We start from the raw sequence: 25063 nt of genomic DNA, 5'->3' as shown, positions 1-25063 counted from the left end.
ATAGAGGATAGAGAGCATATGACACACCTTTTCACCCCGCTCACCCTTCGCGGCATCACGCTGCGCAACCGCGTGGGCGTCGCGCCGATGTGCCAGTACAGCGCGCAGGATGGCTTTGCGAACGACTGGCACCTGGCGCACCTCGGCTCGTACGCGGCGGGCGGCGCGGGCCTGATCATCTCCGAGGCCACGGCGGTCGAGGCGCACGGGCGGATCTCGCCCAGCGACCTGGGCCTATGGGACGACGCGCAGATCGAGCCGCTGGCCCGCATCACGGCCTTCCTGCGCTCGCAGGGGGCCACGCCGGGCATCCAGCTGGCCCATGCTGGCCGCAAGGCGGGCACCGCCCGCCCCTGGGATGGCGGCAAGCCCTTGAGCGACGAGCAGGGCGGCTGGCCGGTGGTCAGCGCCAGCGCCATCCCGTTTGCGGATGGCTACCGCACGCCCCACGCGCTGAGCGTGGAGGAGATCGGCCAGCTGGTGGCCGCGTTCCGCGCCGCCGCCGCCCGCTCGCTGGCGGCGGGCTTCCAGGTGGTCGAGATCCACGCCGCCCACGGCTACCTGCTGCACAACTTCCTCTCGCCTATCTCCAACCAGCGCAGCGACGCCTACGGCGGCAGCCTGGAGAATCGCGGGCGGATCGTGGTCGAGGTGGCGCGGGCCATCCGCCAGGTCTGGCCGGAGGAGCTGCCGCTGCTGGTGCGCTTCTCGGGCACCGACTGGGTGGAGGGCGGCTGGAATGTGGAGGAGACGGCGGCGCTGTCGCGGCGGCTGGCCGACGAGGGCGTGGATCTGATCGACGTCAGCTCGGGCGGGAACGTGGCGCGGGCCGCCATCCCGGTTGGCCCCGGCTACCAGGTGCCGCTGGCCGCGCAGGTGCGCCGCGAGTCGGGGCTGCCCACCGCCGCCGTGGGCCTGATCACCGCGCCCGAACAGGCCGACGCCATCGTGCGCGAGGGCCAGGCCGATATGGTGCTGCTGGCCCGCGAGCTGCTGCGCGACCCGCACTGGCCGCTGCGGGCGGCGGTGGCGCTGGGCCAGCCGGTGCCGGTGCCGCCGCAGTACGAGCGCGCCTACCCGCCCAAGGCCTAGCGCCCGGCGCGATGCGGTAGAGCAAAAGCGGCCTGGGAGCATTTCCCAGGCCGCTTTTGCCATGGGGTGGAAGTTAGGCTGGTATCAGCCCGTTGATCAGCACGATCACCAGCAGGATGGGCGAGACAAACCGCAGCAGCACAAACAGCGCCTTGGTGAGCGCGCTCGGCTGCCCGGGCGGGTTGCCCAGCGCGGCGGCGAACTGGTCGAGGCCCCAGAACCAGCCCACGAACACGCAGATCAGCAGGCCGCCCAGCGGCAGCAGCAGGTTCGAGGTGAGGAAGTCGTAGAGGTCGAAGGGCGTCTTGCCAAACAGCTTGGCGTTGGCCAGCACGCTGTTGGAGAGCGCCGCCGGTGCGCCGAACAGCACCAGCCCCACCAGCGTGGCCACGGTGGCGCGGCGGCGATCCCAGCCCAGCATACCCATCAGCGAGGTGATCGGCACCTCGATCATCGAGAGCATCGCGCCCACGGCGGCGATCGCGGCCAGCACGAAGAACAGCACCAGCAGCACCTGGCCGAAGGGGATGGCCGCGAACACGGCGGGCAGCGTGATGAACAGCAGCGCTGGCCCGGCCTGCGGCTCGAACCCGAAGCTGAACACCGCCGGGAAGATCGCCACGCCCGCCAGCAGCGAGACCAGCAGATCGGCCAGCATCACGCGGGTGGCGGTGCCGGGGATGTTCTGATCGTTGCGGAAATAGCTGCCGTAGGTCATCATCGCGCCCATGCCCAGCGAGAGCTTGAAGAAGGCCAGTCCCAGCGCCGCCAGGATGACGGCGGGCGTCACCTTGCTGAAGTCGGGCACGAACAGGAAGGCCAGCCCCTGCCCAGCGCCGGGCAGCATCAGGCTGCGGATGCCGATCAGCACCAGCAGGCCAAACAGGATGGGCAGCAGCCGCTTGGTGGTGGCCTCGATGCCCTTGGTGACGCCAAACGCGATGATGCCGCTGACGATCGCCAGCACCACCCACTGCCAGAGGATGGACTGCGCGGGGTCGCCGATCTGTTGGGCGAAGTGCGCGCCCAGTGTCTCCGGGCTGGTCGTCTGCAGCTGGCCGGTGGCGGCGGCCACGATGAAGGCCAGCACCCAGCCCACCACCTCGGTGTAGAAGGCCATGATCAGGAACGACGAGACGATGCCCATCGCGCCGATCACCCACCACACCTGCCTGGGGGCCAGCCTGCGCAGCCCAGTGATGGGGTCGGCGCGGATGGTGCGCCCGATGCTGATCTCGGCGATCATCACGGGCAGGCCCACCAGCAGCGTGGCGAACAGGTAGGTGATCAGGAAGGCCGCGCCGCCGTTGGTGCCGGTGAGCGAGGGGAACTTCCAGATGTTGCCGAGGCCAATGGCCGATCCGAGGGTGGCGGCGATTACGCCCAGGTGCGAGGTGAAGGTGGCGCGGGACTCTGGGGCGGTGGTGCTGGCGCGAACATCCGCGCTAGCGCTGGTGCGAGTTGTCATACGTGTGCTGGCTCCGGTCTGTATCGTCATCGATCCGACGAGGCGAGATGTTTCACCGTCTCGCCCCGTCTATCCTACCAGAGCCAGCCGCCTTACAGTGTTATTGAGTGATAACTGCGCGCCGCAGTTTCTTTCTACTGCTGCTGCCAGCTTACAGTGTTATTGAGTGATAACTGCGCGCCGCAGTTTCTTTCTACTGCTGCTGCCAGCCGAGCTGCTGCCCGGCGCAGTAGGGCACCACCGCGCCATAGCGGGCAGGCACCTGCCAGTGCTGGCGGGCGAAGCGCACCAGCTTCTGCGGCGGGTTGATGCCGTAGATCCGCCGCGCGTTGTCGGAGACGAAGGCCTGCAGCCGGGCGAGCGCGCCGTGCTGCGCGAACAGCTCGATCAGCATGGGCAGCGCCACCGGTGCGCTGAACACGCCCGCCGCGCAGCCCGCGCACTCCTTGGCCTCGGTGGGGTGGGGAGCCGAGTCGCTGCCGAACATGAGCTTGGGGTGGGCCTGCAGCGCCAGCTCCAGCAGGGCCTCGCGGTCCTCGGGGCGCTTGGCGATCGGCTTGCAGAACAGGTGCGGGTTGAGCAGCCCGCCCGCCATGTCGTTCAGCGTGATCTGCAGGTGGTGCAGCGTGACGGTGGCGTAGACGTTGGGGTGCTCGGCCAGGAAATCGGCGGCCTGCCGCGTGGTGATGTGCTCCATGATGATCGTGAGGCGGGGGAAATCGCGGGCTAGCCGGTCGTAGATCGGCAGGAACTCGACCTCGCGGTCGAGCACGAAGCCGTGGGTCTCGCCGTGCACCAGCAGGGGGATGCCCAGCCGCTCCATGGCCGCCAGCGTGTCGCGCGCCGCGTCGATGTTGGCCACGCCGCCCGCGCTGTTGGTGGTCACGCCTGCCGGGTAGAGCTTGATGCCGATGATGTGCGGCTTGGCCTCGGCCAGCTCGTGCTCGGTGTAGCTGCGGAAGAACAGCGCCATCAGCGGGGTGAACTGGTGTGCGCCGATGGCCCGCGCGATCTCGCCACGGTACCACTGGAGCCGCGCGAGCGAGTCGACCGGCGGCACCAGGTTGGGCATGATCACCGCACCGGCGAAGGGTGCGGCGCTCAGCGGGGCCACGGTCTCCAGCATCGTGCCCTCGCGCAGGTGCAGGTGCATGTCCAGCGGCGTGTCGAGCGTAACCTCAGTTGGGTGAGACATAGATCGTGCTGTATACTTTCGCTTTCAGATCTGCTTTTCCTCATACTCGATCTCGTAGATCTGGTGCGGATCCTGCTTGCCCTTCAGCGGGATGCGGCCAAGCTCGCGCATGCCAAAGGGCAGCTCGGTGTGCTCGGGCAAGGCATCGATCAGCTGGTGCGAGACCACGATCTGGCCCGCCAGCGCCAGCCCCGAGAGCCTGCTGGCCGTATTCACCACATCGCCCACCAGCGTGAAGTCGGTGCGCTGGGCCGAGCCGATGTTGCCCACCACCGCGTGGCCGTAGCCTAGGCCGATACCCATGCCGATGTCGAGGTGCAGCTGCTGCCACCACTCGGCGCGCAGGCGGTTGAAGGCGCGCTGCAGATCGACCGAGGCCCGCAGCGCGCGCTCCAGGTCGTCGGGGTGGGCGATCGGTGTGCCGAACACGCCGATGATCCCATCGCCCAGGAACTTGTCGATCGTGCCCTCGTAGTGGTAGAGCACCTCGGTCATGGCGGTGAAGTAGCGGTTGAGCACCTGCTCCACCAGCACGCGGGCGGGGATGCCCTCGGTGAGCGCGGTGTAGCCGCGCAGGTCGGCGAATAGCACCACCACATTGTGGTCCATCGGCGTGCCGAAGTCGTTGCCGCCCGCCAGCATCTGCTCGACCACCTGGGGCGACACATAGCGCCGCAGCGCGCCGCGCAGCCGCTCCTGCTCGCGGCGCTCCAGCTCTTTTATCGCAGTGATATCCTGCAGCACGGCCACGCGTCCCAGCACGCTGTTCTGGCCATTCTGCACCTGGGCCACGCTGATCGAGAAAGTGATCGCCTCATCCAGCGTCACCTCGTGGGGGCCGTGGCCGTTGGTGGGGCCGCTCAGGGCGTGCAGCAGATCTGGCTCCTGGATGAGCGAGGCGATCGGCGTGCCGTTGGCGTTGCTGATGCCCAGCTGGTGGGCCGCCGCGCGGTTGGAGAGCAGCAGGCGGTCGTGCGGACCGATCAGCAGGATGGGGTCGGCTGCGCCATCGAGCACGGCGTTGAGCGTGCGGCGCTCGTCCTCCACCTCGCGGTAGAGCCGGTCGTTTTCCACCACCTGGCCGATCAGGCTGGCCACCGTGGCCAGCAGGGTCAGCTCGGCCTGGCCGAACTGCTCGACCCGGCTGCTGATGTCGAGCGTCACCACGCCGATCGCGCTGCCCTGGCTCATCAGCGGGGCGATCGCCAGCGCCTCGATCTTCTCGGTCTGCAGCAGGGGCAGGTAGCGCTGCATCAGCGGGTTCTCGGCGACGCTGGTGGTGATCACGGGGCTGGTGATGTGGATCTTCATGCCCTCGGGCGGGAAGAGGATCTGGTTTACCGAGGCGATCGTGCTGGCGGGGCTGCTGCCGCCAGTGGCCCAGAAGCCCTGGCGCAGATCCTTGTCGTACATAATGATCGCGCTGCGCTCGATGCCAAAGATGGTGAGCAGCGCATCGGCGGCGATCTGCAGGTTGTGCGTCCTGTCCAGCTGGGCGGTGATCGCCACCGAGAGGTCGCTCACCTGGGCCAGCTGGCGCACGCGCCGCTTCTCATTCTCGAACAGGCGCGCGTTATCCAGCGCGATGCCGATCTGGGTGGCCAGGGTATCGAGCAGCTGCTCGTCGTTTGGCGTGAAAGCGCCCTGTGCGGTGCTGGCGATCTCGAGCACGCCGTAGAACTCGCGCCCGGCGAAGATCGGGGCTGCCAGCTCGGACACGATTGCGCCGCCCTGACCGAGCGCGGCGTAGCGCGGGTCGGATGGGGCGTGGTCGATGCGCAGCACCTTCTGGTTCTGCACCACCCAGCCGGGCACGCCGTAGTCGGCGGGCAGCGTCGAGCCGAGCAGCCGGTCATCCAGCAGGCCGCCGGCGATCGCACGCACGCGCAGGCTGCCGCCCTCGCGCAGGTAGATGACCACCTGGGGGTAGCGGAAGGTGTGGTGCATCAGGTGGGCCACCAGCCGCAGCAGCAGCTCGGGCTGCATCAGCTCGCTCAGGTGGCGGCTGATCTCGTTGAGACGCTGCAGATCCTCGGTGCGCCGCTCCAGCAGATCTTTCTGGCTGCGGGTCAGGTGGTAGAGCTCGGCGTTCTCCAGCGCGAAGGCGCTCTGCTGCGCCACCAGGGTGAGCAGGGCCAGGTGCTCGTCGGTGAAGTGGTTGGGCGTGTGGTGGACGGCGGTCATCACGCCCAGCGCGCGGTTGTCGCGCATGATCGGGGCGGCGGCCACGCTGCGCACCGCCGAGCTGTAGTTTCCCGACGCGATCCAGCGCTCATCCTCGCTGCAGTCGGCGATCAGCAGCGGCTGCTTTTCGCGCAGCACCCAGCCAGCCACCCCGCGCGAGAGCACATCCTGCATGCTGAGCACGGCCTGGTGGCGGCTGGATGAGTAGAAGCGCGGCGGGTCTTCGCTGATCAGGATGGCGCTGGCGCGGACGGCCCCGATCGCGTCGCCCAGCTTCTCGAGGAAGTGGGTGAGCAGCGCGTCGAGGTCGAGCGATATGCCCAGCTCGCTGGTCAGGTTCAGCAGTAGCTCGGTTTTGCGCTGCTCGGCCTGCAGCGAGCGCTGGGCGCGCTGCAGCCGCAGCAGGGCGCGCACGCGGGCCAGCAGCTCGGCGAACTCGATCGGCTTGGTCAGAAAGTCGTCGGCCCCGGCGTCAAGCCCGCTCACCTTGGTGCGCGAGTCGCTGCGGGCGGTGATCAGGATGATCGGGATGAAGGGCCAGGTGGGGTGGGCCTTGATCTGGCGGGCCACATCGTTGCCGCTCAGGCCCGGCAGCATCAGGTCGAGCAAGATCAGGTCGGGGGTCACCAGCTCCAGGTAGGCGAGCGCCTCCTCGCCGCTGTCGGCGGTAGAGACGCGGTAGCCCGCGTCGTGCAGCAGCAGCTGCAGCATCCGCCGGATGCCGATGTCGTCATCGACGATCAGGATGTGGGCTGGTTCTATCATAGTGTTGTTGCCTGCGCGGCATATGGCTGCGCTCGGTAGGCTGCATCAGCTGGTGCAGCGCTGAAAGATCTGGGCGTCGCGGTCGGCGTAGCGCTGGCACCAGCCCGGATCGGATGAGATGCGCGCGAGCAGCTTGGTGTCGCGGCGGCGGTCGAGCAGCAGCGTGGTGATCTGCCAGCGGTCGATCAGCGCCATGCCCTCATCTTTCGCCCCCGCGATGGCGAAGCTCTGCTCCCATGTGTCGGTCGGGAACAGCTCGACGCGCAGATCGGTGAACTGCGGGATGTCGGGCGTGCGCCACTCAAGGTAGCTGGCGTAGGTGATGTTGGTCCACATCCGCCCGCTGGATGGTGGGTTCTGGGCGAGCCACTCGCCCGCGCCGATCGGGGTGGTGTCGGCCATCAGGGTGCGGTAGCTGCCCTGGCTTGCGAACAGGGTCGACCCGCCCGCGCCGATCAGCGTGTTGATCTGCAGCCAGGGCAGGCCGATGATGCCCACTAGCGCGATGGCTGCCAGCGCGGCGGGGTGAAGCGGCCGTGGGCGATCGGGCGTCAGGTGCGGGGCGATCTGCTGGGCGATCAGCGGCATGATCAGCAGCGCGAACCACATGATGTAGCGCACCCCGCCGAAGGCCAGCCAGGCCAGCGCGCAGTACCACAGCACGGCGGTGACGCTAGGGCGCTTTGGCCCCAGCGCCATCAGCGCGGTGATCAGCAGCACGATCAGGAAGAACCAGCAGCTGGTGTCGAGCAGGTTGAGCGATGGCTTGGGCGACTGCCACTCGACAAACCATTTCTGCAGCGGGGCGTTGCCCAGCATGCTGCGCACGTAGGCGAAGATGCCGATGCCCAGCGGGTTGAGCAGCGCCGCGCCCGCCGTGAGCGCGCTGGCCGCGCCCAGGGTGCGCAGCGAGGCGCTCGCGCCGCCCTGGGCGCGCTGGGCGGCGGCCCCCGCCAGCGCCAGCACCACCAGTGCGATGCCCAGCACAAACGACCCGTGCAGGTTCACCCACAGCGCCATCAGCAGCGGCAGCGCCACCAGCAGCGCGCGGGGCGCGAGCCTGCCATCCAAGAACTCGCCCAGCGCCACAGCGAAGGCGGCCCCGGCCAGCAGCGCGAAGGTCTGCGGTCGCAGCGTCCAGTTGCTCCACCCCGCCAGGATGGCCAGCAGCAGCGCCGCCGCCGCTGCCTTGCCGCTGCCGGTGTGGCGGGCCGCGTGCCAGGCCACCAGCCCGTAGCTGGCGGTGATCAGCAGCATGCGGGCAAGCGACAGCATGGGCACATCGCCCACCCGCCACAGCAGGTACATGGCGATCTCGCTCAGCCAGCTCTGGTAGATATAGGGGGCGTCGGCGGGCAGCGCGTACGACCAGCGGTTCTGGGTCAGCAGCGCGCCCTCGTGCAGCATGGTGCGGCCAGCCGCCATGTGCCACCACAGATCATTCGGGGGCAGCGGGGTGATGCTGAGAAAAAACCAGCTGAGGCAGAGCAGCGCGGCTACCGCAGGGGCGATCTGGGGCCATAGGCGTGACCCAAGCTGGGTGCGGATGGCCTTGGGTTGTTCGTGGTAGTTTTGCACGTTGCTATACCCTGCTGGTTGGTGCAGCTAGGCTGCGCGGTGGGTATCGGTTGCAGCGTCGATGGTGTGGCGTGTTGGTAGTATACGCCAAGAACATCGCATGCGGCAGGGCTACCCTGGGATGTTTTCAGTTCTGATTCACCATCTTACCATTTTTTACACTTTTGTGTGCTGCCCGCCGCCTGCCCCGCTGCTGCCACAAGGGCAGATTCCCGCAGAGCGAAACCGCGCCCCATGTGCCCAGAGCGGCACATGGGGCGAAAATGCCGCAGCGATAGGCGCTGCGGCATGGGGGTGCGGGCTGCGCGGCGGTATCTACCGGATGGTGCTGCGGAACGAGGCCAGCGCCAGCCACATGCCGCCGACTGCAAGCACCAGCAGGACGGCGAACGAGACGCCCAGCGGGATGGTGGCTGCGCCGTTGAATGCCACCGCGCGCGCCGCATCGATCAGGTAGGTGGTGGGGTTGAGCATGGCCACCACGTTGATCCAGGCGGGCAGCTGCTTCAGCGGGTAGAGCGCGTTGGAGGCGAACAGCAGCGGCAGGTTGAACAGGAACAGCATGCCGTGGTAGCCCATGATGCTGCGCGACTTGCTGGCCACCGCCAGCGCCAGCCCGGCGAAGCCTACCGAGAACAGCGTGATCAGCACGAACAGCCCCAGCCAGCCCAGCGGGTTGGCGGTGAGCTGCCCGCCCAGCAGCAGCCCCAGCACTAGGATGATCACCACCTGGAACAGGGCCTTGGTGGTGGTGCTGGCCACGCTGCCCATCAGGATGCTGAGCCGGGGGATGGGGGCCACCAGGTACTCTTTCATGATGCCGCGTATCCGCTCATCCAGCAGGATGATGCCGCCGCCCGCCGCGCCGCCCAGCGCGGTGAGCGCCAGGATGCCCGGCAGCAGGAACGACATATAGTTGGGGTTGCCCGCGCTGCTGAGAATAGACCCCATACCCACGCCGAACAGCGCGACCCACAGCATGGGCTGGATGAGCAGGCCGCCAAGCTCCTCGCGGCTGCGGAAGAACTTCCGCATGTGCTTGGCCCAGATCGTAATGGTTGCGTTCATAGGCTCTCTTATGCTCTAGTCGCGCAGCGCGCGCCCGGTGTACTTCAGAAACACATCGCCGAGCGAGGGCCGGGCGATCATCACATCGTCGATGCGGTAGCCGTTGCCGCCCGCCTGCGCGATGATCTCGGCCAGCCGCTGGCTGCCGCTGTCCACCCCGATCTGGATGACGCGGTCCTCGGGGCTGTAGCTCACGGCGTCGATATACGGCAGCGCGTTCAGGTTTTCCAGGAAGTGCGAGCTGTCGCCCCGCCCCACGATCCGCACCACATCCGACCCCATGCCTGCCACTAGCTCAGCCGGGCTGCCCTCGGCGGCCATCTTGCCGTGGTCGATGATGCCCACGCGGCCCGCCAGGGCCTCGGCCTCATCCATGTAGTGGGTGGTGAGCAGCAGGGTCAGGCCCTCCTGCTGGTTGAGGGTGCGGATGTGATCCCAGATCGCCACGCGGTTCTGCGGGTCGAGGCCCTGGGTCGGCTCGTCGAGGAACAGCAGGCTGGGCTTGGTCATCAGGCCGCGCGCCAGCTCCAGCCGCCGCTTCATGCCGCCCGAGTAGGTCTTGACCATGCGGCCCAGCGCGTCGGAGAGCTGCACCAGCTCGGCCAGCTCGGCGATGCGCGCGCGGCGCTGGGCGGCGGGGATCTGGTAGAGCTGGCCGTGCACATCCAGCACCTCGCGCCCGGTCAGATCGGGGTCGAGCACGATGTCCTGAAACGTCACGCCGATCATCTGGCGCACCTTGTTCGGCGCGCGCAGGATGTCGTGGCCGCCGATGGTGGCGCTGCCGCCGCTGGGCTGGATGAGGGTGGTGAGGATGCTGAGGGTGGTGGTTTTGCCTGCGCCGTTGGGGCCAAGCAGGGCGTAGATCTGGCCGGTGCCGACAGAGATATCCACGCCGTCCAGCGCTACAACCGTATCATAGCGCTTGCTGAGGGCTTTCGCCTCGATCATGTAGTCCGCCACGAGGGGGCCTCGGGTATCAGTGATATGGGGCTGCGGCGCGCTTGCCATCGCCCGTAAGAAAGGTCGTGCTGAGAATTGTAGCATATTTCACGATCACGCCTGCGGCGCGGTATCTATAGGTATGGTGAGAGTTTGATCACCCGTTCTGCTCGTAGGGTGTATGCGTTCTGCCGCATGCCCTGTCGCATCTTGGCTTTTCGGTGATGAATCGCTGTTTTCCTTCAAGCTCTGCATCTTTGTGGTTATTTGTTCCCGTTTTCCTTGGTGTCTTGGAGTCTTGGTGGTAAAAATCTGCGGTCTGCCAAGAACGCATAGGCCCTGCCCCGCGTATGATCAGCCATCCGCAATCCGCCATTTTTCGTATATCTGTTCGTTGACGCTCGGCCATCGCAGATGGTACAATGCCCGCACGTACGTTCGATTACCCCATGTGAATGCAGCGCCGCCAGAACGAAGGACCGCAGTCTCTGGCGGTGTTTTTGCTGCTTGGAAGAGGATAAACGCGCTATGGCGAAGGATACGATCGTTATCAAGGGCGCGCGCGAGCACAACCTGCGCGGCGTGGACCTGGACATCCCCCGCGACAAGCTGGTGGTGCTCACCGGTGTCTCGGGGTCGGGCAAGTCGTCGCTGGCGTTCGACACGCTGTACGCCGAGGGCCAGCGCCGCTACGTCGAGTCGCTCTCGGCCTACGCCCGCCAGTTCCTGGGCCAGATGGAGAAGCCCAAGGTCGACTACATCGGCGGCCTGTCGCCCGCGATCGCGATCGAGCAGAAGAGCGCATCCAAGAACCCCCGCTCCACCGTCGGCACCGTGACCGAGGTCTACGACTACCTGCGCCTGCTGTTCGCCCGCGTGGGCACCCAGCACTGCCACCAGTGCGGCCGCCCGGTGGCCTCGCAGAGCGCCGAGCAGATGGTGAACCGCGTGCTGACGCTGCCCGCCGGGTCGCGCTTTATGGTGCTGGCCCCGCTGGTCTCGCGCCGCAAGGGCGAGTACAAGGATGTGTTCGCCGAGGCCAAGGCCGATGGCTTCTCGCGCGTGCGCGTCGACGGCGAGATCATGGGCCTCGACCAGGAGATCAAGCTCAACAAGAAGGTCAAGCACTCGATCGAGGTAGTGGTCGACCGCCTGGCCATGCCCGACCGCGCCACGGCCAGCGCCGCGCCCGCCCAGGCCAGCGGTCCGGTGGGCAAGGCCCAGGAGGCCGCGCAGGATGACTGGGGCGCGTTTGTGACCCGCCTGACCGACGCAGTCGAGCAGTCGCTGCGCCTGGGCGAGAGCCAGTGCGTGATCGCCTTCCAGGAGGGCCAGGATGGCCAGAAGCCCGAGGAGTGGCTGATGACCGAGGCGAACACCTGCACCCACTGCGGTATCTCCTTCCCCGAGCTGGCCCCCCAGATGTTCTCGTTCAACAACCCGCAGGGCGCGTGCCCCACATGCTCGGGCCTGGGCACCCGGCTGGAGCTGGACCCCGCGCTGCTGGTGCCCAACCCCGCGCTCTCGCTGCACGATGGCGCGGTGCCCTACTGGGGCGAGCTGCGCAAGAAGACCGACTCGTGGGCCTACCGCTGCCTGCTGGCCATCGGCCAGCACTACGGCTTCAGCCTCGATACGCCCTGGGAGCAGCTGCGCCAGATGGACCGCGACATCATCATCTACGGCAGCGGCAAGGAGCGCATCCGCTTCGCCTGGCACGACGACCTGCGCGGCTCGCACGGCGAGGTGCAGCGCCCCTGGGAGGGCCTGGCCAAGGAGATCAACCGCCGCTTCGTGCAGACCGGCAGCGACAACGCCCGCGAGTACTACCTGCAGTACATGAGCGAGCAGCCCTGCCCCGACTGCAAGGGCGCGCGCCTGCGCCCCGAGACGCTGGCGGTGAAGATCGACGGGCGCTCGGTCTACGACGTCTGCGAGATGAACATCCAGCAGTCGCACGACTGGGCTATGGCGCTCTCCGGCGGCGCGGGCAGCCAGCCCATCCTTTCGGCCTACCAGCTGGAGATCGTGGCCGATGTGCTGAAGGAGATCCGCGACCGCCTGGGCTTCCTGCTGAACGTGGGCCTGCACTACCTGTCGATGCACCGCGCCGCCCCTACGCTCTCCGGCGGCGAGGCCCAGCGCATCCGTCTGGCCTCGCAGATCGGCTCGGGCCTGGTGGGCGTGATGTACATCCTCGACGAGCCATCCATCGGCCTGCACCAGCGCGACAACCGCAAGCTGCTCGACACGCTGCTGAAGCTGCGCGACCTGGGCAACACCGTGATCGTGGTCGAGCACGACCTGGAGACGATGCAGGCCGCCGACTGGCTGGTGGACTTCGGCCCCGGCGCGGGCGTGAAGGGCGGCGAGGTGGTGGCGGCGGGCACGCCCGACCACGTGGGCCGCACCGGCTCGCTCACCGGCCAGTACCTCTCGGGCCGGCTTGAGATCGCGGTGCCCCAGCAGCGCCGCCTGATCGTGAGCGACGAGCGCACCAAGGACATGCGCAAGCGCTACAGCTACGCTCCCGGCACCAAGATCGCCAAGGCCACCAAGGCCGAGGGCATCCACTGGATGGAGCTTGAGGGCGCATCCATGAATAACCTGCGCGATGTGACCGCCCGCTTCCCGCTGGGCACCTTCGTGGCCGTCACGGGCGTCTCTGGCTCGGGCAAGTCCTCGCTGATCACCGAGACGCTCTTCCCCGCGCTGGCCAACCGCCTGAACAAGGCCCAGCACAAGCCCGGGCCGTTCCGCCTGCTCGACGGCCTGGAGCACCTGGACAAGGTAATCGATATCGACCAGCAGCCGATCGGGCGCACGCCGCGATCCAACCCGGCCACCTACGTGAAGCTGTTCGACCTCATCCGCGAGCTGTTCTCCCAGACCAACGAGGCCAAGATCCGTGGCTACGAGTCGGGCCGCTTCTCCTTCAATCTGAAGGGCGGGCGCTGCGAGGCCTGCGAGGGCAATGGCGAGAAGCGCATCGACATGCAGTTCCTGGCCGATGTCTGGGTGCGCTGCGATGTGTGCAAGGGCAAGCGCTACAACCGCGAGACGCTGCAGGTGAAGTACAAGGGCAAGTCGATCTCCGACGTGCTGGAGATGGACGTGCAGACCGCGCTGGAGTTCTTCGACGCCCAGCCGCGCATCCGCCGCATCCTGCAGACCCTGCACGACGTGGGCCTGGACTACATCGCGCTTGGGCAGGCGGCCACCACGCTCTCCGGCGGCGAGGCCCAGCGCGTGAAGCTGGCCAAGGAGCTGGCCCGCGTGGCCACAGGTCGCACTATCTACATCTTGGATGAGCCGACCACCGGCCTGCACTTCGCCGATGTGCAGCGCCTGCTGAGCGTGCTGCACCGCCTGGTGGAGGCGGGCAACACCGTGCTGGTGATCGAGCACAACCTAGACGTGATCAAGACCGCCGACTGGGTGATCGACATGGGGCCGGAGGGCGGCGCGGGCGGCGGCCAGATGATCGCCTGCGGCACCCCCGAGGAGGTGGCGCTGGTCGACAGATCGCACACCGGCTCGTTCCTGCGCGAGCTGCTGCCGCAGTTTGTCTCGCAGGCGGCGGACTAAGAACGAATACCACGAAGACGCGAAGGCGCGAGGTGGGGCCGTTTTACCATCAAGGCTCCAAGGTTGTGAAGAAAGGAGGTCGCACACGATTTGTGCGGCCTCTTTTTGCATATTGCGTCATGTATCGTATGCGTGGCGACGAAAGCCATGCCGTACAAAGCTGTAGGGGCGTGTGTCCGCCCGCGATGCGGTGGTCGTGTTGCGCCGTGGGCATTGGGTGCATCGCGTGGGATGTTCGATGATCGCAATGTGGGCGGCGGTCTTCGATGCGGGCGGGCACACAACCTGCCCCTACGTCAATGAACGCGATGTATTTCATCGCCATCATTGGGCGAAGAATGCCTGTGATGCGGTCATCGCACCGGATTGCCAATGTGCTGGGAAATATATCTAGAGCGAAGAACAGACAAGAGAATCGGACATCATCATCGCCGGAAGCTTAATCATCATCGCCGGAAGCTTAATCACCATCGCCGGAAGCTTAATCACCATCGCCGGAAGCTTAATCACCATCGCCGGAAGCTTAATCATCATCGCCGGAAGCTTAATCACCATCGCCGGAAGCTTAATCACCATGAATCAGCGCATAGGCGCTTTTTCTATGAGAAGAAGCAACATTCGCCAGCGGCGCGAGGGCGGCGCTACTGGCGGATATACACCGCGATAGCATCCGGCACCGGGCGGATGGTCTTCTCGCGCACCAGCTGACCGCGCCAGACCAGCTGGGTGGAGGTGTCGTCGTCGCCGCCCAGCGCCGCGTAGCAGCCCATGTCGCGCAGCTGGCGGGCCAGATCTACCCCCACCATGTTGAACGAGGTGGCCAGCACCAAGAACGACTCGCCGCTGTCCAGCAGGCCCACGCAGGCCGCCGTCTTCGGGAAGCTGCCGGTGTAGATATGCCTGCGCCAGTCGAGCAGCACAAAATCCTCGCCCAGCGGGTTGAAGGGCACCAGCTCGCCCTGCACGCTGCCCACATCCGTGCTGGCGACCCGCCCCTCCCACAGGATCACCGGCCCGCCGCCGATGGCCTGCTGGCAGCCCTCTAGCGCCTTGGTGGAGAGCATGCCGATGCTGGCGTGGCCCTGGCCGCCAATGCACAGCGTGGCCCTGCCGGGGTTCGAGCGCAGCACCTGGCCGTCGATCACCACGCTGCCCTCATCCGAGGTGCGCACGTCGCCGTGGAAGCCGAAGGCCATGGCCCCCAGCAGCTCGTGGCCCGCGCGGGCGGCGTAGGGCGCGGTGGCCATCTCCTGCACGGTGCGCAGGTGGCGCTGGCCGTCGGCCCACATGGTGTCGCCGCCCGCGTCGCTGGCGGGCGTGGCCCCGTCGGCGTTCACCACTGCCACCTGCGCGGCCCCGCCTAGCCGCACCACGATAAAGTCGAGCGCGCCGCCCGCCACCTCGCGCTGGAACATGCGCACCTGGCCGCCGCCCACATCCTCGCGCAGGGCGCTGGCCTGGGCGTAGCTTTCCAGCATGGCCTGGCCGCTGCCGAACGGCTGGGCCACGCCGCCCAGCGGCGCGGGCGCGGCCTCGGCCCGCGCCTCGCCGCCGATGGTCTGGCCACCGGCGCTGGCCGCGCCCCAGCGCGACATGATCGGCTTGGGCGGCTGGAGGGCCATGAAGATCGCCGCCGCGCCCACGGCGATGATCAGCGCGAGGACCGAGTAGGGGATGGAGAGGGGAGAGCGGGACACGTCGGCTCCGTTCCGTATGGAAAATGCTGCGCACCATGGTAGCATCCCGCGCTGGCTTTGCGCAAATGGGCCTTGCGTTTTTGATACGCCGGGGATGCTTTACCACAAAGACACGAAGTTTTTTTGCCACTTCTCCCTTCGCGTCTTCGCGTCTTCGTGGTGAAACGTCCTCTTTGTCGCCTTGGAGGTTGGAGCAACCAGCTGCGGCCTCGATGATGATGGTTCCTCTTTGGCGCTAGGTGTGTGCCCTGCGCGGGCGGCGTCTGGGGGCCAGCCCCCAGAACCCCGCGATGGGGCGATGCCCCCTTCGAACCCCCAATTTTGAGTGTTCCTATGCTGTTCTCTGGCGACTGGTGTTCGTGCATATGGCTATCAAGACTTAGTAGCACCTTCGCCGCATGGGCCGGGTGGGTAAGGCTGGGCGGTGCCTATTTTGAGGCCCGGTTTTCCTTTCTTTTTGCGCGCTCCCTTCGTGCCTTCGTGGTGAAACGTCCTTTTTGCCCCCTTCGTGTCTTGGAGTCTTGGTGGTAAATTGTCCCCTTCACGTCTTCGTGTCTTCGTGGTACATGAATCTGCCGAGCATGTATAGGCCTTGACAGTGCCGTGACACTTCGTATAATGCTTCGACAAGATTTTCCCAATGGGATGCCGCCTATGTCGACACCGGCCCGAACTGGGATGCTTCTCCCCACACCCACCGCCGCCGAGCTGCAGCGGCTGTTCCAGGCCCAGCGCCAGCACCGCTGGGCTATGGCCCAGACCAGCCCGCGCGAGCGCGCCGAGCGGCTGCAGGCCCTGCGCCGCGCGATCGTGGCGCACCGCGCCGCCCTGCACAGCGCCTTCCAGGCCGACTTCCACAAGCACAAGCTGGAGGTGGACCTGCTGGAGATCCAGCCGGTGCTGGCCGAGATCGACCACGCCGTGGCCGAGCTGGGCCGCTGGGTGCGCCCGCGCCGCGCCCGCACGCCGCTGCTGCTGGCCCAGGCCACCAGCGAGGTGCGCTACGAGCCAAAGGGCGTGGTGCTCATCCTCGGCCCATGGAACTACCCGGTGCTGCTGCTGCTCGCGCCGCTGGTGGCGGCGGTGGCGGCGGGCAACTGCGCCATCCTGCGGCCATCCGAGAAGGTGCCGCGCGTGGCGCTGGTGCTCTCGCGGATCATCGCCGAGGCCTTCTCGCAGCGCGAGGTGGCCCTGGTGGGCGGCGATGTGAGCGCCGCCGACGCCCTGCTGCGCCTGCCCTTCGACCACTTCTTCTTCACCGGCAGCACGGCGGTGGGCAAGAAGGTGATGCAGGCCGCCGCCCAGCACATGGCCTCGGTCACGCTGGAGCTGGGCGGCAAGTCGCCCGCGATCATCGACCAGACCGCCGACCTGCAGCTGGCCGCCGAGCGCGTGGTGTGGGGCAAGCTGATCAACGCCGGGCAGACCTGCGTGGCCCCCGACTACGCGCTGGTGCACGAGTCGCGCTACGCCGCGTTTCTGGATGTGGCCCGCGCCACGGTGGCGCGCTTCTACGGGCGCAGCGCCCAGGCCCGCATGCAGACCGCCGAGCTGCCCCAGATCATCGACGAGCGCGCCTTCGAGCGGCTGGTGCGCATGCTGCGCGCATCCTGCGAGCGCGGGGCCAGGGTGGTGCTGGGCGGCGGGCACGATGCGGCCACCCGGATCATCGAGCCGACCCTGCTGGCCGATGTGGCCCCCGACAGCCCGATCATGGCCGAGGAGATCTTCGGCCCCATCCTGCCGGTGCTGCCCTACCGCAGCCTGGATGACGCGCTGGCGCTGGTGAACGCCCGCGAGAAGCCGCTGGCGCTCTACATCTTCAGCCAGAGCGAGCGGGCGGTGGAGCAGGTGCTGCGCCGCACCACGGCGGGCGGCACGGTGGTGAACGGCACGGTGGTGCACCTAGCCAACCCGCACCTGCCCTTCGGCGGCGTGGGCGCGAGCGGCCTGGGCAGCTACCACGGCGAGCACGGCTTCCGCGCCTTCTCGCACGAGCGCGCGGTGCTGCGCCAGTCGCGCCGCAGCTTCCTGCCCATGTTCTACCCGCCCTACACCGCCCGCAAGATCTTCCGGCTGCGGCTGGCCGAGCTGTTCTTGTACCGTATCAAGCCCGCGCTGCGCCGCACCCTGCACTGGTGAGCGCGGCCTAGCCCTTTCCCCGATGGAGCGCTGTCTATGTCGTCACTCGCCCTCGCCCCCACCCACCGCCAGCTTCGCCACGTCGTCGCCGAGCGCCTGCGCGCCGCCATCCTGGAGGGCCGCCTGCACGCGGGCGAGTGGCTGCGCCAGGAGCGGCTGGCCCAGGAGTACGGCGTGAGCCAGATGCCCGTGCGCGAGGCCCTGAAGGAGCTGGCCGCCGAGGGCCTGGTCGAGCACGTGCCCTACCGTGGCGTGCGCGTGGTGGCCTTCTCGCCCGAGGATGTCGAGGATCTCTACGCCCACCGCGCCTTCCTAGAGGGCCGCGCCGCCCGCGCCGCCGCCGAGGCCATCACCGCCGCCGAGCTGGCCGAGCTGCGCCGCCTCTACGACGCCATGATGGAGCGCACCGCCCCCGAGCTGGTGGCCGAGTACCGCGTGCTCAACCGCACCTTCCACCAGTTGATCGCCGCCGCCAGCCGCCGCCCCTACCTCATCCGCTCGCTCGCGCAGATCTGGTCCTCCTTCCCCAGCATGCTGTGGGGCAACTTCTCCACCACCGCCGCCCGCTCGCTGCCCGAGCGCGACGCCAGCGACCCCCAGGAGCACGCCGCCATCCTGGCCGCCCTGGAGCACCGCGACCCCGATGGGGCCGAGTACGCTGCCCGCTCCCACGTGGAGATCTCGGGCCGCCAGCTGGCCTCCGCCCTCGCCCGCGAGGTCGCCGAGTCGGTGGAGTGACCAATTTACCACCAAGACACCAAGGGGGGCGATTCACCACGAAGACGCGAAGGCGCGAAGGGGACGAATAGCGCGAAGGCGCGAAGATTAAGGCCCCTGCCTAGCGCTGGCGGTCGGCTATGCGAAGCGCTTTTGCCGCCAGCCCGCGCATGATCTCGCTCAGCTCCGGGGGCTGGAGGATTGTGACCGAGAGTTCGAGCGACAGAAGCAGCTGCGCGGTCCTAGTCAGCTCGTTGGTCTCGCGTCGCCAGATGACCCCATCTGCTGTCTCTTCCAGCGCTCCAGCCTCTGGCGGCAGCACCTGCCGCACCTGCTCGATGCTCCCCCGTAGCAAGATCGCCACCGAATACGCCCCTGGCATCGTCGCAAATGCGCTGATGACGTGCTGCAGCGCATCAAAACCTACTGGGCGCACAAACGGCTCATCAAGCAGGTCGAGCGTCGCAATACGGTCAATGCGAAAGATGCGCAGCGCGCTGCGCATGTGGCAGTAGCCGGGCGTGTACCAGTTCCCCTCGTGGCAAACAATCCCATATGGGTCAAATGCGCGCGAGGAGAGATTGCCGCTGAGATCGGCGTAGCGAAGAAACACACGCCTGCCCTGCCGCGCCGCCACGCCCAGCTGCGCAACGAAGCGAACCCGCAGCTGCGAGGGGCGCGGCGCACCATAAGAGTACATGGCCCCTTGCACCCCGCGCACCTGCTCAAGCACCTGCTCCGGTACGACCCGCTCGATCTTGGCGAGCGCCCCCTCGATGGCGGCAACCTCGCTCGGCATCTCAACCGTGCGGATCATCCGTAGGCCGAGGGTTAGCGCAACCGCTTCGGCGTCGCTAAACATGAGCGGCGGCAGCTTGTAGCCGCGCCGCAGATAGTAGGCCCCCGCAGAGCCCCGCACCGCCTCGATGGGAATGCCCATATCCTGCAGCATCACGATGTAGCGGCGCACGGTGCGCGCGCTCACCTCAAGCCGCCGCGCGATCTCAGCGCCGCTCATCTGATGGTGCGATTGCAGCAGCTCCAGAATGGTGAGCAATCGGGTGGTGGGGCTATACATGATTTTCGCCGATCTATCAGGACTGAATCTGACCTAATGATACGCGATACTCAGAGCAGGTAGCAACGAATCTGGCTGTGCTATCGTTCAAACAAAGGAGAGAGATAATGTCAGTCAACGCCGTCACACATCTGAACTTCCACGGCGAGGCCCGCGAGGCCCTCACGTTCTACCACGCCGTATTTGGGGGCGACCTGGCCATCGCCACCTACGCCGACTTCGGCGCTCCGAGGGAGATGCCGGGCGCAGGGAATGTCGTGTGGGGCCAGGTTGCCGCCGCGAGCGGCTTCCGCATCATGGCCTACGATGTGCCTGCTGCTGCGCCGACCGCGCCCGCCGCGCCGACCACCCGTCGCGAGCATGGAATGACGCTGACCCAAGATCGCTTCTTCATCTCGCTGCGCGGCGAGAACGCGGATGAGATCGCGGCGCTGTGGGCCGGGCTGGCGGAGGGTGCGACGATCATCGAGCCGATTGCCCCGGCGCAGTGGGCGCGGCTGTTCGGGATTCTCACCGATCGCTTCGGCGTGACGTGGATCCTTGATGTCGCGGTGGCCCAAACGAACTAAGGTTGGCTGCCATCGGCGGCTCGGTTCTGGTGCGCTTGCGAAGCCTGTGTGGGCTATCCACATAGGCTTCGCAAGCGCCGCGCTGTGAGGGCATCGCCCCTGGCGGGGTTCCCAGAGTGAGGCCACTCGGCGCCACCCGCGCAGGGCATCCGCCCGGGAACTAACCACCACCGCCATAAACGAAGGCGCACCAGCGTCGAGGCGACATAAGAAGTGCCCCATGCGACGGACACTTCCCATTGCCGTCATCGCCCCCGCCCCGATACCACAATGCTCCGCCCCTACGGTGCTGATCGGGTCGCTCAAGTCCCAAGAAAAGGCCAGATCGAACGAACACCCCGCCCCGCCCCGCTCGCGCCGCTGGTACACTGTGTGCTATAGTTCCACGCACCGAATAGCACAACAGAAGAACAGCATCTATGATCATCTGCCTCGACCAGCGCACCGGCGGCGGCTGCGGCGCGAAAAATAGCGACACCGACACCACCTGCCATACCTGCGGGCGGCCCCTGCGCTACGCCCTCATGCTCATGGACCCCGACACCGTGGTGGGGGCCTACCGCGTGCTGGAGCTGATCGGCTACGGCGGCGGCGGCGCGGTCTACACCGCGCTCGACATGCGCGATGCCAAGCTCGTCGCCCTCAAGGAGACCTTCGACCCCAGCGGCACCCAGAGCTTCCGCGACGAGTTCCGCGCCCTGCGGCGGCAGCAGCACCCCGGCCTGCCGCGCTACTACGAGCTGTTCGAGTTCAACGGCAACGGCTACATGACCATGGAGTACATCCCCGGCCAGAGCCTGCACGAGCTGGCCGAGGCCCGCAAAGGCCCGCTGCCCGAGGAGGAGGTGCTGGCCTACGCCCGCCAGCTCTGCGCCGTGCTGATCTACCTGCACAACCAAGACCCGCCCCTGCTGCACCGCGACATCAAGCCCGCCAACGTGCGCGTGATGGAGAGCGGCCAGATCAAGCTGGTTGACTTCGGCCTGCTGAAGCTGGGCCACCAGCGCACCCGCAAGACCATCCAGGGCATGGGCACGCCCGCCTACGCCCCGATCGAGCAGTACTCGCCCACCGGCCAGCACACCGACCAGCGCAGCGAGGTCTACAGCCTGGGGGCCACGCTCTACCGCCTGCTCACCGGCATTGTGCCGCCGCCCGCCACCGAGCGCGTGGCCGTCACCCCCGACCCGCTGGTGCCTATCCGTCTGGCCAGCCCGGCGGTCTCGCCCGGCGTGGCCGCCGTGGTCGAGCAGGCCATGGCGATCGCCCAGCGCGATCGGTTCGCCAGCGTGGCCCTGTTCGCCAAGGTGCTGCTGGGCATGGGCCGCCCCGCCGACTCGCCCCTGCCGCCGCCCGCCCCGCCCGAGATCAGCATGGCCCTGGCCGAGCGCCAGTCGATCGCCGCCCATGCCGAGGGCATCCTGGCCCTGGCCATCCACCGCGAGCGCGGCCTGCTGGCCAGCGGCAGCGCCGACGACACCGCCGCCGTCTGGCGGCTGGCCGACGGCTCCGGCGTCGCCCAGCTGCGCGGCCATAGCCGGGGCGTGAACGGCCTGGCCTTCACGGCGGACGGCGACTACCTGGCCACCGGCAGCGTGGACACCACCGTCAAGATCTGGCACCTGCCCGAGTCGCGCGATGTGCTCACGCTGGAGAAGCACGCCGACTGGGTGCTGGCGCTCGCCGCCTCGCCCGACGGCGAGACCCTGGCCAGCGGCAGCGCCGACGGCATGCTCTGGCTGTGGCGCTTCTACGACGGTCGTCCGATCGGCAGCGTGCAGTCGGGCAGCGGGGTGTGGAGCCTGGCCTGGAGCCTGGATGGCGACCAGTTCGCCACCGGCCACGAGGATGGCAAGGTGCAGGTGCGCCGCCGCCACGACGGCCTGCTGCTGCGCAAGTTCGAGGCCCACAGCAACATTGTCACCGGCGTGGCCTGGCAGCCACATGGCAGCCTGCTGGCCACCGTGGGCAACGACAACATCGGCATGCTATGGAACCCGCGCACCGGCCAGCCCCTGCGCTCGCTGGATGGCCACGGCGGCAACGTGGCCTGCGTGGCCTTCTCGCCCGATGGCGCGCTGCTGGCCACCGGCTGCATCGACGGCGCGATCCGCCTGTTCCGCACATCCGACGCGGCCCTGGTGGCCGAGCACCCCGCCCACCCGCGCGGCGTCAACGCCCTGATCTGGGCCGAGCACGGTCTGATCTCGGCGGGCATGGATGGCGCGCTGCGTGTGTGGGATGTGGCCAAGGTCTAGCCGCCCCACATGTGCCTCGCTCGTGGGGCATTGGGGTGCGGCGAAGGGTACAAAACCAGCGCGCCGTGCCATGCGTTACGCATTGCTGAACGCGGGTCAGGCGGAAAACGAGTACTGCGCCTATGTCGCACATGAGCTATGATCGTCGCTCCACCCTACCCACCCGGCCCATGCGGCGAAGGTGCCGCTCGCACAAACTGGCCATATGCACGAACACTCGCCGCCAGTTCTTCAGCACGGGAACGCTCAAAATTGGAGGTTCCAAGGGGGCATCGCCCCATGGCGGGGTTCACAGGGGCTGGCCCCTGTGCGCCGCCCGCGCAGGGCATGCACCCACCAATCAAGCGGAACCCTCATCATCGAGGCCGCAGCCAATCGGCCCAACTAGGCGCTGCCCGCGCAGGGCATGCCCCCACCAACCAAGCGGAACCCTCATCATCGAGGCCGCAGCCAATCGGCCCGACCGGGCAACGCCTACGGTCGGGCCGACCCCAAAACGACGCGGAAATGTCCCCAAAAGTGACCCCATGCGAGGCCTAGCTGGGCAGCGCCGCCCGCAGCGGGTGGTCCTCTAGCCTAGGCGGGCGGTCGGCCACCGGCGGCAGCGCGGCCAGCGCGCGGATGGCGTCGCGGTTCTCGGGGTTGATCGCGATCGCCCGCCGCAGGCAGTAGGCCTGCTCGGCGCTGTCGCCCAGCGCGGCGGCCAGCCACATCCAGCCCAGCTCGTAGGATGGGTCGGCCTGCAGGCAGGCGCGCGCGAAGTAGGCCGCCGCCTGGGCCGTGTCGCCCTGGCCGAAGCACTGCGCCCCCTGCTGCACCAGCCGCGCCGCGCGGGCGCGCGAGCTGGGCCGCTTCTCGGCGGCCCACGGCGGCAGCGGGATGCTGTCGTGGCGCAGCTGGAAGGCGATGGCCAGCCCCTCGGGCCGCACATCCAGCGCGGCCAGCTGCAGCGCGGTCTCGTCGGTGCCCTGGGCCTGGCTGCCGCCCAGATCCATCTGGATGGGCAGCGCCAGCAGCGGTCGCTGCCGCAGCGATGCGGTCAGGCTGTTGACCATGCTCTTCAGGAACACCCCCAGCTTCTCGAACTTCTCCAGCTGGATGCTGCTCTCATCCAGCGCCAGGAACAGCCGCCCATCCCGCACGGTGAACGACACCCCCACCGCCGCCCGCACCGCGTGTGGCTCGGTCTTCAGCCCCATCCACTCGCCCATCGAGAACAGGAAGTTCCAGTCCAGCGCCAGCGCGATCGCCGCCTGCTGCTGCCCCAGCTCAAGCCGCATGCTTTTGCCGGTGGCCACTAGCCCCAGCTTGGGCTGCTCGAACAGCCGCCCGACAAAGTGCTCGTCGGCGTAGGCATCTAGCGCAAACTGCAAGACCGGGCGCGAGAGCGTGAGCGTGACATCGGCGGGCGTGGCCTCGCCGTCGGCAGGGGTGGCGGCTGGCAATTTCATGCGCTGCTCCTTGTGTGGTGGTGCGCCGCTGGGTCGCGCGAAAGAGGAAAAAGCAAGGCTGGATCGCTGCGCGTATCCTCTCGCTACGGGGTGGATTATGGCCCGCCATCATCATACAGCACCTTCGCCGGATGGGCGAGGCCGCGCGTTTTTTGGCGGTACGATCTTGGCATAGTGCAAGGCCAAGCAGCCATGGTGCAAGGCCATATCGCCAACATACCATGGATTACTGCCCACCCTACCCACCCGGCCCATGCGGCGAAGGTGCTACGCGTGCAAGCTGGCCATATGCACAAACATCAGCTGCCAGCGAACAGCATAGGAACGCTCAAAATTGGGGTTCCAAGGGGGCATCGCCCCATGGCGGGGTTCACAGGGGCTGGCCCCTGTGCGCCGCCCGCGCAGGGCACACACCCAGCAGCCGCGAGGAACCCTCATCATCGAAGCCGCAATCGGTCCGGTTGACTGGGCAACGCTGCAAGCATTGCCTACGGTCGACCGGACGCAGAACCAGCCTGAACAATCTGCCCACAGCCCCTGCCCGCCCGAGCAACGCGCCTATTGTGCCTCACCGCATGCATCGCTCACATCGCGTGTGGCCTCGATGCGGGCGATGCATGCGGTGATTGCAATGCGGGCGGACACCAGATCCGGCCCTATACCGATGGCTATCCATCGCCATCATCATGCGGAAGCTCGATGATGGCGGCGATTCGGCATCGCCTAAGCAACGACGGAACATCGCCGGAGTCTTGGAAAACCTCGGGCCTTCGTGGTAAAACGGTCTTTTCGCCCCCTTGGAGCCTTGGAGCCTTGGTGGTAAAACGCTCCCCTTCGCACTGTCGCGTTTTCGTGGTAAAAACTACTGCGGCACCACCACCTGGTCAAAGACCACCGTCGAGCGATCACCATTGGCCCTCGCATCCACCGTGATCACCCAGTCGCCCTCCATGCTGAAGGCCGTGGTCACCTTGTAGCGCCCGCTGCCCGCCGGTTCAGCCACAGGGCGGTTCACCCCCATGGGCATCGAGGGCATGTCCAGGGTCAGCACTACATCCGCTCCGTCGATGGGCTTACCCGCGCTGTCCTTGAGCGTCACAAACAGGTCATAGTTCTTCAGCAGCTCGGCCTTGGCTGGGTGCTCAAAGTCCACCGTCCTGCCGGCCACTACCTGCTGGTGGGTGACGTAGCCGGTCTGCCCGCAGCTGGCCAAAAATACCAGCGTCAGAACCGCCAGCGTCAGGGTCGAAAGGTGTCGTCTCATTGCCATG

At 67.4% G+C, this 25063-nt stretch carries 16 protein-coding genes and 1 pseudogene; 7 read left to right on the top strand and 10 right to left on the bottom strand.

The window, feature by feature from the left end; translation table 11 throughout:
* Nucleotides 1–18: 18 nt before the first annotated feature.
* Nucleotides 19–1092, top strand: a complete 1074-nt coding sequence (locus F8S13_06130; GenBank protein ID KAB8144448.1) for an NADH:flavin oxidoreductase/NADH oxidase — start codon at nucleotides 19–21, stop codon at nucleotides 1090–1092.
* Nucleotides 1093–1165: 73 nt separating this feature from the next.
* On the opposite strand, the gene F8S13_06125 is transcribed toward F8S13_06130, so the two are convergent.
* From F8S13_06125 to F8S13_06100, 6 genes are all read right to left on the bottom strand, one after another.
* Entirely contained in the window at nucleotides 1166–2560 is a 1395-nt protein-coding gene (locus F8S13_06125; protein ID KAB8144447.1) for a sodium-dependent transporter, read from the bottom strand.
* Between the two features lie 193 nt (nucleotides 2561–2753).
* On the bottom strand, nucleotides 2754–3755 hold the full coding sequence (pyrC, locus tag F8S13_06120; GenBank protein ID KAB8144446.1) for a dihydroorotase: 1002 nt from the start codon (nucleotides 3753–3755) through the stop codon (nucleotides 2754–2756).
* Between the two features lie 24 nt (nucleotides 3756–3779).
* Nucleotides 3780–6704, bottom strand: a complete 2925-nt coding sequence (locus F8S13_06115; protein ID KAB8144445.1) for a GAF domain-containing protein — start codon at nucleotides 6702–6704, stop codon at nucleotides 3780–3782.
* A 45-nt stretch (nucleotides 6705–6749) separates the two neighbouring features.
* On the bottom strand, nucleotides 6750–8282 hold the full coding sequence (locus F8S13_06110; GenBank protein ID KAB8144444.1) for a hypothetical protein: 1533 nt from the start codon (nucleotides 8280–8282) through the stop codon (nucleotides 6750–6752).
* A gap of 315 nt (nucleotides 8283–8597) precedes the next feature.
* Nucleotides 8598–9350 (bottom strand): ABC transporter, encoded by a 753-nt coding sequence (locus F8S13_06105; protein KAB8144443.1) that lies wholly within the window; start codon nucleotides 9348–9350, stop codon nucleotides 8598–8600.
* 15 nt (nucleotides 9351–9365) lie between these two features.
* A complete protein-coding gene (locus tag F8S13_06100; GenBank protein ID KAB8144442.1) occupies nucleotides 9366–10301 on the bottom strand; it encodes an ATP-binding cassette domain-containing protein in 936 nt (311 codons plus the stop codon).
* A 519-nt stretch (nucleotides 10302–10820) separates the two neighbouring features.
* On the opposite strand from F8S13_06100, the gene F8S13_06095 reads away from it, so the two are divergent.
* On the top strand, nucleotides 10821–13880 hold the full coding sequence (locus F8S13_06095; GenBank protein ID KAB8144441.1) for an excinuclease ABC subunit UvrA: 3060 nt from the start codon (nucleotides 10821–10823) through the stop codon (nucleotides 13878–13880).
* A gap of 390 nt (nucleotides 13881–14270) precedes the next feature.
* On the opposite strand, the gene F8S13_06090 is transcribed toward F8S13_06095, so the two are convergent.
* Together F8S13_06090 and F8S13_06085 are read right to left on the bottom strand one after the other, a co-directional pair.
* A complete protein-coding gene (locus tag F8S13_06090; protein ID KAB8144440.1) occupies nucleotides 14271–14456 on the bottom strand; it encodes a hypothetical protein in 186 nt (61 codons plus the stop codon).
* A 65-nt stretch (nucleotides 14457–14521) separates the two neighbouring features.
* Nucleotides 14522–15577, bottom strand: coding sequence for a phosphodiester glycosidase family protein (locus F8S13_06085; GenBank protein KAB8144439.1), 1056 nt, complete (start codon nucleotides 15575–15577; stop codon nucleotides 14522–14524).
* A 654-nt stretch (nucleotides 15578–16231) separates the two neighbouring features.
* On the opposite strand from F8S13_06085, the gene F8S13_06080 reads away from it, so the two are divergent.
* Nucleotides 16232–17719 (top strand): aldehyde dehydrogenase family protein, encoded by a 1488-nt coding sequence (locus tag F8S13_06080; GenBank protein ID KAB8144438.1) that lies wholly within the window; start codon nucleotides 16232–16234, stop codon nucleotides 17717–17719.
* Nucleotides 17720–17755: 36 nt separating this feature from the next.
* Nucleotides 17756–18457 (top strand): GntR family transcriptional regulator, encoded by a 702-nt coding sequence (locus F8S13_06075; GenBank protein ID KAB8144437.1) that lies wholly within the window; start codon nucleotides 17756–17758, stop codon nucleotides 18455–18457.
* A gap of 100 nt (nucleotides 18458–18557) precedes the next feature.
* Here F8S13_06075 and F8S13_06070 read toward each other — a convergent pair whose 3' ends face one another.
* A complete protein-coding gene (locus F8S13_06070; GenBank protein ID KAB8144436.1) occupies nucleotides 18558–19514 on the bottom strand; it encodes a YafY family transcriptional regulator in 957 nt (318 codons plus the stop codon).
* Nucleotides 19515–19621: 107 nt separating this feature from the next.
* On the opposite strand from F8S13_06070, the gene F8S13_06065 reads away from it, so the two are divergent.
* The 3 genes and pseudogenes from F8S13_06065 (at nucleotide 19622) to F8S13_06055 (ending at nucleotide 23614) form a co-directional block, all read left to right on the top strand.
* Complete coding sequence (locus F8S13_06065; GenBank protein KAB8144435.1) at nucleotides 19622–20083, top strand: VOC family protein; 462 nt, start codon at nucleotides 19622–19624, stop codon at nucleotides 20081–20083.
* Between the two features lie 419 nt (nucleotides 20084–20502).
* Nucleotides 20503–22341 (top strand): protein kinase, encoded by a 1839-nt coding sequence (locus F8S13_06060; GenBank protein ID KAB8144434.1) that lies wholly within the window; start codon nucleotides 20503–20505, stop codon nucleotides 22339–22341.
* A 1153-nt stretch (nucleotides 22342–23494) separates the two neighbouring features.
* Nucleotides 23495–23614, top strand: a pseudogene (locus F8S13_06055) (chemotaxis response regulator protein-glutamate methylesterase).
* A 1040-nt stretch (nucleotides 23615–24654) separates the two neighbouring features.
* Here the strand turns inward: F8S13_06055 and F8S13_06050 are convergent.
* Nucleotides 24655–25056 carry a FixH family protein gene (locus F8S13_06050; GenBank protein KAB8144433.1) on the bottom strand — a complete coding sequence of 134 codons (402 nt, stop codon included), beginning with the start codon at nucleotides 25054–25056 and terminating at the stop codon, nucleotides 24655–24657.
* Nucleotides 25057–25063: the final 7 nt, after the last annotated feature.

This window comes from Chloroflexia bacterium SDU3-3, from assembly GCA_009268125.1.
Classification (GTDB): Bacteria; Chloroflexota; Chloroflexia; order Chloroflexales; family Roseiflexaceae; genus SDU3-3.
The sequence above is the reverse complement of the archived record's forward strand: the minus strand, read 5'-3'. Positions and strand labels throughout refer to the sequence as shown.

Coding starts and splice junctions, on each gene's coding strand:
- F8S13_06070 (KAB8144436.1), bottom strand. CDS start 19,514: ATGTATAGCCCCACCACCCGATTGCTCACCATTCTGGAGCTGCTGCAA.
- F8S13_06115 (KAB8144445.1), bottom strand. CDS start 6,704: ATGATAGAACCAGCCCACATCCTGATCGTCGATGACGACATCGGCATC.
- pyrC (KAB8144446.1), bottom strand. CDS start 3,755: ATGTCTCACCCAACTGAGGTTACGCTCGACACGCCGCTGGACATGCAC.
- F8S13_06065 (KAB8144435.1), top strand. CDS start 19,622: ATGTCAGTCAACGCCGTCACACATCTGAACTTCCACGGCGAGGCCCGC.
- F8S13_06060 (KAB8144434.1), top strand. CDS start 20,503: ATGATCATCTGCCTCGACCAGCGCACCGGCGGCGGCTGCGGCGCGAAA.
- F8S13_06125 (KAB8144447.1), bottom strand. CDS start 2,560: ATGACAACTCGCACCAGCGCTAGCGCGGATGTTCGCGCCAGCACCACC.
- F8S13_06100 (KAB8144442.1), bottom strand. CDS start 10,301: ATGATCGAGGCGAAAGCCCTCAGCAAGCGCTATGATACGGTTGTAGCG.
- F8S13_06075 (KAB8144437.1), top strand. CDS start 17,756: ATGTCGTCACTCGCCCTCGCCCCCACCCACCGCCAGCTTCGCCACGTC.
- F8S13_06090 (KAB8144440.1), bottom strand. CDS start 14,456: ATGGTGATTAAGCTTCCGGCGATGGTGATTAAGCTTCCGGCGATGATG.
- F8S13_06080 (KAB8144438.1), top strand. CDS start 16,232: ATGTCGACACCGGCCCGAACTGGGATGCTTCTCCCCACACCCACCGCC.
- F8S13_06105 (KAB8144443.1), bottom strand. CDS start 9,350: ATGAACGCAACCATTACGATCTGGGCCAAGCACATGCGGAAGTTCTTC.
- F8S13_06050 (KAB8144433.1), bottom strand. CDS start 25,056: ATGAGACGACACCTTTCGACCCTGACGCTGGCGGTTCTGACGCTGGTA.
- F8S13_06130 (KAB8144448.1), top strand. CDS start 19: ATGACACACCTTTTCACCCCGCTCACCCTTCGCGGCATCACGCTGCGC.
- F8S13_06095 (KAB8144441.1), top strand. CDS start 10,821: ATGGCGAAGGATACGATCGTTATCAAGGGCGCGCGCGAGCACAACCTG.